The sequence below is a fragment of the Marinisporobacter balticus genome, from assembly GCF_004345705.1.
Classification (GTDB): Bacteria; Bacillota; Clostridia; order Peptostreptococcales; family Thermotaleaceae; genus Marinisporobacter; species Marinisporobacter balticus.
This window is the reverse complement of record NZ_SLWV01000016.1, coordinates 44,998-56,781: the sequence shown is the minus strand read 5'-3', so window position 1 is coordinate 56,781 and position 11,784 is coordinate 44,998. Positions and strand designations below refer to the sequence as shown.

Genomic DNA, 11,784 nt, shown 5'->3' with positions numbered 1-11,784 from the left:
ATAATAACAAAGGATGTGAGAGAATGAAAAAAAATTATATTTTATTATTGATTGTAGCTTTTGCAGTATTGATTTCTTCTATGGTAGCTTATAAAAGAATGACTGTAGAATCAAATAATAAGACAGTAGATGTGGTTTTAGATTATAATGAATTTGAAAAAATGGCAAAACAATCAGAGCATGACTTAGGGTGGTGGTTTCATAAATTAAAAGGACAAGGGGTTCGTGCTGTAGCATTAAATGAAGAAAACTTTGAGTCTATGATGGATGAAAATAAGCCTTTGAAGGTAGAAATGATTGGAAACATCATAAAAGATATGGAGTGGGAGAAAAAATATCCTAAACCATTGGTAGATTACCTAAATACAAATGAAATTGATGCGTATGATCTTTTAGCTACTACAAATTCAAAAGAACTTTACAATTTTATAAAAGAAGGACTAGAGAGTCGATATGATGAAAATAAATTTAAAATAATCAATTCAAAAGATAAATATATGTTTTTACTAGATGGAACGGTAGAAGATGGATTATATACACAAATGGAGAAGATATTTGATGCAAAAGAGAAAGGCTTTAAAGAAGTTTCAAGTCTTTATTCTTCCAAATTGATAAGGGTCGGGTTAGGATTAGATCAAAAAAAGGTGAATTTAATAAAGAACAGTGGGCTTAATGTAGTTCCAAGACCGAATAATTATAAAAGATTTAGTGGCAATAAGCTTGTAAAAGCAACCATTGATGATTATAAAAAATTCAATATAAAACCTGCTTATTTTATATTTGGTGGGTCAGAAGTTTTAGGGTATCCTGATGGATTAAATATTTTAGAAGATTATATGAAAAAAAATGACATAAAGGTTGGAATGATTGAATCGGGGGTTCAAAGAGAACATATTGAGCAAGATGGATTATATGAGTTGACAAGAAATTTAGGATATAATGCGGTAAGAGTTTTTAGTATGGCAGATTATATTCAAAAAAGGTTTCAGTATTATAATTATAAAGGTGCAGAGGAAATAGAAAATACTTTGTTTAGAGCAGTAACAGAAAGAAATATACGGGTGATTTATTTTAAACCTTTCAAATATGAAGAAAATATTTATGTAACAGATAGATCAGAATATGTAAAAATGTTTGATGGATTCAAAACGAGGATTCGTGAACATGAGATGACGCTAGGACAGGCTAGTGTAATGGAATCAAATAAAGTAAGAAATCGTTATAAAATTTTGATCGGATGGGGAATTGTAGCAGCGGGGATTTTATTACTTAATGCGATGCTTCAGTTAAAAGAAAAATATAAGCATATATTATTGGGACTAGGATTATTAGGTGTAACGGGCATCGTGGTTGTAAAACCTTCTTTAGCAACGATGCTATTGGCTTTAAGTGCAGCCATTATATTTCCTTCTCTTTCTATGGCGTATTTTTGCAAACGATGTAGAGATTACTATAATCAACAAATAAAGAAAGAACATATTTTTAAAATTATTGGATTAGGAATCAAAGATTTAATCATATGTTCTGGAATTTCAGCTATAGGAGCATTGATGGTAGGAACAATTCTGTCAGATATTGAATATTTACTGGAAATGAGTATTTTTAGAGGGGTCAAGTTTAGTCAATTAGTTCCAATTTCCATTTTTATGATACTATATCTTGGATACTTTGGTTATAAGAATCATAAAGCTCCAGGTGAATCTACGGCAATAAAATGGGAAGATATAAAAGGAATATTGTTTGATAATGTAAAGATTGTATATGTAATTGTAGGGGTTGTGCTAGGTGTTATTGGATATATATACATGGCTAGAACGGGGCATGAAACAAATATAACACCATCAGATTTAGAAATGATTTTTAGAAACACATTAGAGGAAAAATTATTTGCTAGACCAAGAAATAAAGAATTTTTATTTGCTTTTCCGGCACTAATAATGGGTGTTGCTGTAGCAAAATATGGATATAAGCATCTTGTTTTCATATTTGGATTAGCTACAGTAATTGGACAAACTTCTATTGTAAATACTTTTTGCCATCTAAGAACTCCGATGGTCTTATCTCTTCTAAGAACTGGATACTCCTTAATATTTGGTATATTACTTGGAATAATTTATGTTTTGGTAATATATGGTATTATGAAGATGTTTAGGCGTTTGAGAGGAGAAAAACTTGATGGGTAAGATCGTAATTTCAGGGTATTATGGCTTCAATAATGTGGGGGATGAATCTATATTAACTGCTATTGTAAACAATTTAAAAGATTCTATAAAAGATATTGAAATAACCGTATTATCTGTAAATCCTGAAAGTACTTCACAAAAACATAAAATAAATGCAATTGATAGAAAAAACATTTTTCAAATATATAAAGCGATCAAAAATTGTGAAGTATTTATTAGTGGAGGTGGAAGCTTATTACAAGATGTTACAAGTGGTAGAAGTATCACGTATTATCTAGTGATTATATTTATGGCTATCATTTTAAGAAAAAAAGTATTAATCTATAGTCAAGGGATAGGACCTATTAACAAATGGTTCAATAAATATATGGTGCAATGGGTTCTTAATAAAGTGGATTGTATTAGTGTAAGAGATGAAAAATCCAAAGAATTATTAAAAAAGATTGGGGTTTATACACCAGATATTTATGTAACAGCTGATCCTGTAATTAGTTTGAAGCAAGGAAATAAGAAAACAGGAAGAGAGATTTTAACAAAAGAAGGAATGGATCATCAAAGTGAAAAGCCATTAATAGGATTTGCGATTAGAGGATGGCGTGATAATGATGAATTTTTATCAAATATTTGCAAGACAGCAGATAAACTGATTGAACATTCAAATGTGGATGTGGTATTTATCCCCTTCCATTTTGGAGAAGATATAAAAATTTTGGAAGAAATAGCGCATAAGATGGAGCAAAAAGCATTTTTTATTAAAAATAAATATGATATAGAGGAAATGCTAGGGATTGTAGGAAATCTAGATTTGCTTGTGGGTGTAAGATTACATTCTTTAATATTTGCAGCGATCATGAATGTGCCTATTATCGCTATTTCATATGATCCTAAAATTGATAGTTTTATGAAATCGCTACAATTAAAAACACTATGTAGTACAGAAGGGTTAAATTATGTAGATTTAATTTTAGAAATAGAATTGATACAAAAAAAGCACGAAGCGTATAAAAATATACTAACCCAAAGAGTAAAAAAGCTTCAAGAAAAAGCAAGAATCAATGAAAAATTGGTGATTGAGCTTCTAAAGAAAGGAAGGCATCAACGTGAGGAATAGAGCAGATATTATGGGTGTATTAATCGATAAAGGGAATTTAGAAGATGCCCTTAAGCGTTGTGTAGCATTTTTAGGTACACAAAAATGCAATATTGTTATTACACCTAATACAGAAATTGTAATGGAGGCACAAAAAGATTTAGCATTATTTAAAACAATCAATGAAGCAGATTTAGTGATACCAGATGGCATTGGGTTAATATACGCCTCTAAAATTCGGGGCAAAGGTCTTGAGGAAAGAGTCACTGGTGTTGATTTGATGCATAAGATTTTAAAACATTGCAATGACCATAAAAAGAGTATTTATATTTTAGGGGGAAAACCTGGAGTAGCAGAAGCTGCATGTAAAAATATTAAAGAGAAATTCTCAATGATAGGAATCAAAGGTTTTCGCGATGGGTATTTTAAAACAGAAGATGAAATGAAAATTATAGAAAATATTAATGCATGCAAACCGGATATTTTATTTTTGGCATTAGGGGCTCCAAAGCAAGAACTTTGGATGGGAAAATATAAAGAAAAACTGCAAGTAAAGCTTGTAATGGGTGTTGGAGGCAGTGTGGATATTTGGGCAGGAACAGCTAAAAGAGCACCTGAGATTTATCAAAAATTAGGACTTGAGTGGTTTTATAGACTAGCAAAAGAGCCTTGGAGATACAAAAGAATGTTGGCTTTACCAAAGTTTATGATAAAAGTTTTATTGTGTAAGCAATAATCATAGATGATAAGGGTTCAATGGCTGGAATCCGTATCTTTTCTTAGTTTAAATGTATAAATTTAAAAAAGAAAATGGATTAAATAAATTACTGTGATATAATAGGTGAGGTGAAAATTATGACGAATAAACTAAAAACTTCAGTTATTTTGGATTATTTATTGATTACGATAGGAACTTTTATCATGGCTTTTGCACTCTTATTTTTTTTAGAGCCGAATACCATTGCACCAGGTGGTGTTACAGGAATAGCTATTATTATACGAAAATTAACTGGTGTGCCTATTGATTTGACAAACTTAGTAATAAATATTCCGTTATTTATCATAGGGCTTATGACTTTAGGAAAAAAATTTGGATTAAAAACTGCTTATGGAACACTTATCTTATCTCTATTTATTAGATTAATTATAACGCTATTAGGGAAAAATATTATTGGTACAAATGATCTATTATTATCTACCTTATATGGTGGCGTATTAATGGGTGTTGGTATTGGATTAGTCTTTAAATCAGGAGGAACTACAGGTGGTACTGATCTAGTAGGTGCAGTACTTAATAAATATATACCTAGCTTGAGTATTCCAAAACTAATGATGACAATCGATTTAATGGTAGTAGTAACTGCAGGAGTTGTAAATAGAAAGCTAGAAACAGCGCTATATTCTATTATTACGCTGTATATAATTGTGAAAATTGCAGATTTTATCATTGAGGGGCTAAATTATGCAAAGGCTTTTTTTATTATTTCTAATGATCCTAAAAAAATAGGAGGAGAAATCATGGCTACTCTTGATAGAGGTGTTACAGTACTCAATGGGAAAGGCATGTATACAGGAAATGATAAAGATGTACTTTTGTGTATTGTTGATAGATCACAAGTAATAAAATTAAAAAATATTGTGCATGCGATAGATGAACATGCTTTTATGATGGTTACCACAGTACATGAGGTATTAGGAGAAGGCTTTAGAAAATAAAAATACATATGAGGAGGGTTTTAGATTGGCAAATGTAGATTATGAACAATTACAAAAAACTGCCACAGAAATTCGAAAAGGAATTATCAAAGCAGTCCATAGCGCAGGTTCAGGTCATCCTGGTGGGTCATTATCCGCCGCAGATATTTTAACAGCATTATATTTTCATAAGATGAAAGTAGATCCTAAAAATCCTAAATGGGAAGGTAGGGATCGATTTGTATTGTCTAAAGGACATGCAGCACCAGTTCTTTATGCAACTTTGGCAGAAAAAGGATTTTTTGCTAAAGAGGAATTATTAAAACTTAGACAGATGGGTGCTATGCTACAAGGCCATCCAGATATGAAAGGAATACCAGGGGTTGAAATGTCCACAGGATCTTTAGGACAAGGATTCTCATCTACAATTGGTATGGCCATAGCCTCAAAGATTGATAAAAAAGAAAATAGAACCTATGTCCTTTTAGGAGATGGAGAAGTACAAGAAGGACTGGTTTGGGAAGCAGCGATGTCAGCGAGCCATTATAAGCTAGATAATTTGACAGCGATACTTGATTTTAATGGTTTACAAATAGATGGGAAAAATGAGGAAGTAATGAATATTCATCCGATCAAGGAGAAATGGGAAAGTTTTGGATGGGTTGTCATTGAAATAGATGGACACAATTTAGAAGAAATTATTGGTGCACTTGACAAGGCGGAGGAAGTGAAAGATCAACCTACTATGATTATTGCGAAAACAATCAAAGGAAAAGGGGTATCTTACATGGAAAATCAAGCAGGTTGGCATGGTAGTGCGCCGAAGGATGAAGAAGCCCAAAAAGCACTGGAAGAATTAGGAGGTGCCAGGTAATGAGTAAAAAAATAGCGACAAGAGAATCCTATGGAAAAGCATTAGTAAGTTTGGGAAAAGCAAATGAAAATGTGATTGTATTAGATGCAGATTTATCAAAATCTACAAAGACTGCTGATTTCAAAAAAGAATTTCCAGAAAGATTCTTTAATATGGGAATTGCAGAACAAAATTTAATTGGAACTGCAGCAGGGCTTGCAACAAGTGGGAAAATTCCATTTGCAAGTACTTTTGCAATGTTTGCATCAGGTAGAGCTTTTGAAATCATAAGAAACTCCGTATGTTATCCAAAGTTAAATGTAAAGGTATGCGCAACACATGCTGGGATTACTGTAGGAGAAGATGGCGCATCTCATCAAGCATTAGAAGACCTTGCATGTATGCGCGCAATTCCAAATATGGTCGTACTAAATCCTGCTGATGGGGTATCAGCGGAAAAAGCTGTTTTTGCAATGGCAGCGTATAATGGTCCAGTATATGCAAGATTTGGTAGAGCGAGTGTTCCTGTTATATATGATGAAGATTTACAATTCGAAATAGGAAAAGCAATCCAAGTAGAGACAGGAAAAGATGCGACAATCATTGCAACAGGAATTATGGTTGCACAAGCTTTAGAGGCTAGAGCGTTATTAAAAGAAGAGAATATTGAAGTCAGCGTAATAGACATGCATACCATTAAGCCGATTGATCAAGATATCATCATAAAGGCAGCTACCGATACAGGTGCAATTGTTACAGCAGAAGAGCACAATATTATTGGGGGACTTGGTTCAGCAGTTGCTGAAGTTTTAGTAGAAAATAAACCTGTACCAATGAAAAGAATTGGAACGAAGGATACCTTTGGAGAATCTGGAAAACCGGATGAATTGATGGAAAAGTATGGTTTAACAGCAGTGTATATTGTGAAAGCTGTAAAAGAAGTTGTGAAGATGAAATAAAGTATGAATAAAAAAATGATGCTATGTTTAAAAATAGTATCATTTTTTTATATTTCCATTAGAATATTTGTACCCCTTTTCGAATAAGCTTTAGTATATATGAAGGTAAAGGGGGGGCAAAAGGTGAAAGGAAAATTGAAATTTAATATGAAGGCTCTAAATTGGGAAAAAATACTAATTGCAGTCATTGTTATAATGTTAATTATAGCAGCTTTTTACGCTGTGAAATATTTTGTAGGAGATGATGATAGCGTGCCTTTTGAAATGTTAAGTGAAGATCAGATTCCACAAAAGATTCAGGAAATTTTGCCAAGATACAAAAATTTAGAAAGAGCATTGGCTTGTAAAGTCGATGGCGAAATATTTGTGATTACAACGCGAGGAGAAAAACCCACTGGTGGATATACGATTCAAATAGATCGCATTGAGAAATTTAAAGAAGATGATAAAACAAAAATGATTGTTTATACCACTTTTAAGGATCCAAAACCTGGTGATATTGTTACCCAAGTAATTACATATCCCTATGTGGTAGTAAAGACAGATTTAAAAGAATTACCCGATAAAATTGAATTGAAAATAAAATATAATGATTGATGTAAAAATTGGAAATAGCCTGTATCCTTGGATACAGGCTATTTCCAATTTTTACATAGATGATTTTAAAAGGAAATGTAGAAATAGTATAAAAGTTAACATAATATAATAGGAGGAATAATGAATGAAATTAAAGAATATTTTGATTTCGAGTGTTTTAGGAACAAGTTTATTTTTAGGGAGTATGGGGACTACGTATGGGCAGAATTTAACATATACAGTGCAGAGTGGAGATGTATTTTGGAAGATTGCTCAAAAATATGAAATATCTACAAAAGCTTTAATGGAAGCAAACAATGCAGATGAAAATACAATGATTTATCCTGGCCAAAATTTAATAATTCCGGGTAAAGAAAGCATACACATCGTACAATCAGGTGATACTTATTGGATTATTAGTCAAAAATATGGTATTAATTTTAAAGAATTATTAACATACAATGGAGCGAATGAAAGTAGCTGGCTTTCTATTGGACAAGCGGTAAAAATACCTATGAAGGTTACAGAAAATATAAGTAATGATGAAAATAATATGAATACGGGAGAACAAGTTGATAAAATTAATACTGCTCAAGAAGCATATGTTACATATATGACCTATACGGTCAAGCAAGGAGATGACCCTTGGAAATTATCACTTCAATATGGCATTCCTATGAATGAAATCTTAAGTGCAAACAATATGGCAGAAAGTACCTGGCTAAATATTGGAGATGTTTTAAAAATTCCTGTACATCATGTACCTATAAAAGCTACACCAGGGAGTAAATATGGAGAGTATTTGGATTGGTGGACAGAGGCACAGTATGTTGTTCCTATTGGCACTAAATTTACACTCGTTGATTTTGCAACAGGGAAGAGATGGAATATGAAAAGAACCATAGGTGCGAACCATGCAGATTGTGAGCCATTAACGGCGTCTGATGCGGCTATTATGAAAGAAGTGTGGGGAGGCACATTTAGTTGGGACAAAAGACCTTCTGTCATTGAATACAATGGAAGAAAGATTGCAGCATCCGTAGCATCTATGCCTCATGATATTCAATATATAACCGATAATAATTTTAATGGACATATGGATATTCATTTTGCCAACAGCACAAGACATAAGGATGGAGAAATCGATTGGGAACATCAAAAAAACATTAAGATTGCTGCAGGTATCAAATAAAAAATTATAAGTGATTGTGTAGGAGCGAGAAAAACAATTCTTTCATTAAGAAGAATTGTTTTTCTCTTTTTTGCTAAATAAATACAAAAAAAAAGAAAGTTTTTAAAAAAATGATTTATAATGGAAATAATGGGTATGAAGAATATGGGATACTATATTTTTTTACACAAAGAAATAAATTTGTTAAAATAAAACATTTATTTTGAAAGGAGTAAGTACAGATGAAAAGAATTATGGTGGTAGATGATGCAGCATTTATGAGAATGTCTTTGAAGATGATGTTAGAGAAAAATGGATACCAAGTAGTGGGGGAAGCAGAAAACGGAAAAGTTGCTGTGCAAAAGGCAAAAAAATTGAATCCAGATATTATTACGATGGATATTACAATGCCAGAGATGGATGGAATTACTGCACTAAAGACTTTGAAAGAAGTGGGTTGTAAATCAAAAATTATTATAATTTCTGCTTTAGGACAAGAGTCTCATGTTAGAGAAGCTATGATTTTAGGTGCAAATAATTTTATTGTAAAACCTTACAAAGAACCACATGTAATGGAGATTTTATCTAAATTATAATTCTTAGGTACTGTACAAGAAAAATATTTCACCGTTGAAAAAATGTAAAGTAATTAAATAGTTAAGATCAACGGATTGTACTGTAACTATGTCATTTAAAAAAAGAAAAGGGGTGTTTTTATGAAATGGTTTTATGATTTAAAGATTAGTACAAAATTAATATCAAGCTTTATTATTGTAGCATTGATTTCTGGTATCATCGGGTTTATAGGTATAAAAAATATGAGAGAAATAGATGATAATGGTACCGTTTTGTATGAGAAAATGACCGTACCGATTGGTTATTTAGGGAATATTTCAACGAATTTCCAATTGCTTCGTGTAGATACACGAGATCTTATTCTCGCAGATACACAAGAAGAAGTTATAAATGAAGTAGAAAGCATAAAACAGAAAAAATTGACCATTGAGCAAAATGCCGTGGACTTTGAAAAACTGATTTTATCAGATGAAATGAGAAGTGCTTATAATGAATTCATAAATATACATAAGGAGTATGTGACGCTTTTAGATAAAATAATTCTTTTTGTTCAAGAAAATAAACGTGAAGAGTTTATGACTATTTTGAAGTCAGAAGAAGGCGCAATTTTAGTAACAAAAGAAAACGCAGCGATTGAAAAATTAGTTGCTATGAAAACAGAAGCTGCTAAGAATCAAGCATTAGAGAATACAGCTATGGCAAATAAAGCGATTTTAACAGTATATATATTTATTGGGATCGGAATGTTTTTTGCGGTTGCATTAGGATTTATGATTGCAAGAATAATCAGTAATCCAGTTAAAAAGCTAACAGAAGCATCCGAAAAACTTGCAGTGGGGGATGTTGATGTAAAAATTGATATGGATACAAAAGATGAGATCGGAAATTTAGCAATATCATTTAAAAAAATGGTTGAAAATATTAAGAATCAAGAAAATGTTGTAAATAAAATTGCTAAAGGAGAAAAAGTAGAGAGAATTGTCATAAAATCAGAAAAAGATATATTAAATAAAGGACTTAATGTAATGATTCAAACAATAGAAGGATTATTTGAAGAGGTGAATCTGTTAACGGAAGCAATAAACCAAGGAAAGCTAGATAAAAGAGGAAATATTGATAAATTTAATGGACAATGGGCAGAAATTGTAAGTGGCATTAACAATTTAATCTATGAATTTGTAGCACCCATAAATATTACATCAGAATATATTGAGAGAATTAGTAAAGGGGATATCCCACCTAAAATCACAGATAATCCCAATGGAGATTTTAAAAAAATTAACGATAGTTTAAATCAGTGCATAGATGCAATCAATGCTTTGATTGACGATACAGCGATGCTTGTGGAAGTAGGAACAGAAGGACGATTAAATACAAGAGCAGATGCATCTAAACATGGTGGCGATTTTGGTAGAATTGTACAAGGAATTAATAAAACGCTAGATGCTGTCATAGAACCAGTAAAAGAGGCATCGGATGTATTAAAAGAAATGTCAAAAGGAAATCTTAAGGTGCATATGGTTGGAAATTATCTTGGAGATCATGCTGAAATCAAGCATGCTTTAAATAATACAATCAGTACGATTGTAACATATATCAATGAAATTTCAGAGATACTTACACAAATGGCACAAGGAAATTTAAATGTGGGGATTAATGCAGATTACAAAGGGGATTTTATTGAAATCAAAGATTCACTCAATGAAATTATTGTTTCATTAAACGAAGTACTAGGAGATATTAATGCTGCATCAGAACAAGTAGCAGCAGGATCAAAACAAGTATCTGATTCTAGTCAAGCGTTGTCTCAAGGTTCAGCAGAACAAGCAAGTTCGATTGAAGAAATAACAGCATCTATTACTCAGATTGCAGCACAGACAAAGCAAAATGCGCTAAATTCAAATAAAGCGAATGAACTTGCACTTACAGCAAAAGTAGATGCAGAAAATGGGAACCATCAAATGAAACAAATGCTAAAAGCAATGGAAGAGATCAATGAATCTTCTGCAAACATTTCAAAGATTATTAAAGTAATAGATGAAATCGCTTTTCAAACAAATATTTTAGCTTTAAATGCAGCAGTAGAAGCAGCAAGAGCAGGGCAACATGGAAAAGGCTTTGCAGTTGTAGCAGAAGAAGTGAGAAATTTAGCAGCACGAAGTGCAAATGCAGCGAAAGAAACCACAGGATTAATAGAAGGATCGATTAAAAAAGCAGATATTGGAACAAAAATTACAGATGATACAGCAGTGGCTTTAGAGAATATTGTAAAAGTCATTGGAAACGTTGCAAATATCGTAGGAGATATTGCATCCGCATCGAATGAACAAGCGACAGGTGTTATGCAAGTAAATCAGGCAATCGATCAGGTTTCAAAGGTAATACAAATGAACACGGCTACAGCGGAAGAAAGTGCGGCAGCAAGTGAAGAATTATCTAGTCAATCCGAATTGTTAAAAGATAGAGTGATGATATTTAAGTTAAAAGATTATGAAAAAAACAATCATAAAAATAATGAGGCTAGATTAAATAGTAATGTACAAAAAATGAATTCGTTTAAGAGTGAAGAAATGGAGCATGTATTTGGGAGCGTAGCAGCAACCGATACATCAAAAATAAAAATCACATTAGATGATAGTGAATTTGGAAAATATTAAAAATATAAAAATAGGATAAAAAAA

Annotated in this window: 10 protein-coding genes; all 10 read left to right on the top strand. The window is 32.0% G+C overall.

Translation table 11 applies throughout. The features are described 5' to 3' along the window. The first annotated feature begins 23 nt into the window (after positions 1-23). The 10 genes from EV214_RS11650 to EV214_RS11605 all read left to right on the top strand — a co-directional run bounded on the left by EV214_RS11650 (position 24) and on the right by EV214_RS11605 (position 11,760). A complete protein-coding gene (locus EV214_RS11650; protein ID WP_132245962.1) occupies positions 24-2,183 on the top strand; it encodes a DUF5693 family protein in 2,160 nt (719 codons plus the stop codon). Continuing rightward, positions 2,176-3,294, top strand: a complete 1,119-nt coding sequence (gene csaB, locus EV214_RS11645) for a polysaccharide pyruvyl transferase CsaB (RefSeq protein ID WP_132245960.1) — start codon at positions 2,176-2,178, stop codon at positions 3,292-3,294. The genes EV214_RS11650 and csaB overlap by 8 nt, the downstream gene beginning before the upstream one ends. After that, entirely contained in the window at positions 3,284-4,009 is a 726-nt protein-coding gene (locus tag EV214_RS11640; RefSeq protein ID WP_243116636.1) for a WecB/TagA/CpsF family glycosyltransferase, read from the top strand. Before csaB ends, EV214_RS11640 begins: the two co-directional genes overlap by 11 nt. 119 nt (positions 4,010-4,128) lie before the next feature. Continuing rightward, the gene (locus EV214_RS11635; protein ID WP_132245958.1) at positions 4,129-4,989 is read left to right on the top strand and encodes a YitT family protein; all 861 of its coding nucleotides are present in this window, start codon (positions 4,129-4,131) and stop codon (positions 4,987-4,989) included. 25 nt (positions 4,990-5,014) lie between these two features. Continuing rightward, a complete protein-coding gene (locus tag EV214_RS11630) occupies positions 5,015-5,842 on the top strand; it encodes a transketolase (RefSeq protein ID WP_132245956.1) in 828 nt (275 codons plus the stop codon). Next, positions 5,842-6,780: a transketolase family protein gene (locus EV214_RS11625; protein ID WP_132245954.1), complete on the top strand. Its 939-nt coding sequence runs from the start codon at positions 5,842-5,844 to the stop codon at positions 6,778-6,780. The genes EV214_RS11630 and EV214_RS11625 overlap by 1 nt, the downstream gene beginning before the upstream one ends. Before the next feature lie 123 nt (positions 6,781-6,903). Beyond that, complete coding sequence (locus EV214_RS11620; protein ID WP_243116635.1) at positions 6,904-7,377, top strand: protease complex subunit PrcB family protein; 474 nt, start codon at positions 6,904-6,906, stop codon at positions 7,375-7,377. A gap of 124 nt (positions 7,378-7,501) precedes the next feature. Then, entirely contained in the window at positions 7,502-8,548 is a 1,047-nt protein-coding gene (locus EV214_RS11615) for a LysM peptidoglycan-binding domain-containing protein (RefSeq protein WP_132245952.1), read from the top strand. Positions 8,549-8,769: 221 nt separating this feature from the next. Next, on the top strand, positions 8,770-9,123 hold the full coding sequence (locus EV214_RS11610) for a response regulator (RefSeq protein ID WP_132245950.1): 354 nt from the start codon (positions 8,770-8,772) through the stop codon (positions 9,121-9,123). Positions 9,124-9,243: 120 nt separating this feature from the next. Further along, positions 9,244-11,760 (top strand): methyl-accepting chemotaxis protein, encoded by a 2,517-nt coding sequence (locus tag EV214_RS11605; RefSeq protein WP_132245948.1) that lies wholly within the window; start codon positions 9,244-9,246, stop codon positions 11,758-11,760. Positions 11,761-11,784: the final 24 nt, after the last annotated feature.

What these genes read in the sequence shown, in the direction of transcription:
- EV214_RS11650 (WP_132245962.1), top strand. Translation starts at nt 24, where the DNA reads ATGAAAAAAAATTATATTTTATTATTGATTGTAGCTTTTGCAGTATTG.
- csaB (WP_132245960.1), top strand. Translation starts at nt 2,176, where the DNA reads ATGGGTAAGATCGTAATTTCAGGGTATTATGGCTTCAATAATGTGGGG.
- EV214_RS11635 (WP_132245958.1), top strand. Translation starts at nt 4,129, where the DNA reads ATGACGAATAAACTAAAAACTTCAGTTATTTTGGATTATTTATTGATT.
- EV214_RS11625 (WP_132245954.1), top strand. Translation starts at nt 5,842, where the DNA reads ATGAGTAAAAAAATAGCGACAAGAGAATCCTATGGAAAAGCATTAGTA.
- EV214_RS11615 (WP_132245952.1), top strand. Translation starts at nt 7,502, where the DNA reads ATGAAATTAAAGAATATTTTGATTTCGAGTGTTTTAGGAACAAGTTTA.
- EV214_RS11610 (WP_132245950.1), top strand. Translation starts at nt 8,770, where the DNA reads ATGAAAAGAATTATGGTGGTAGATGATGCAGCATTTATGAGAATGTCT.
- EV214_RS11605 (WP_132245948.1), top strand. Translation starts at nt 9,244, where the DNA reads ATGAAATGGTTTTATGATTTAAAGATTAGTACAAAATTAATATCAAGC.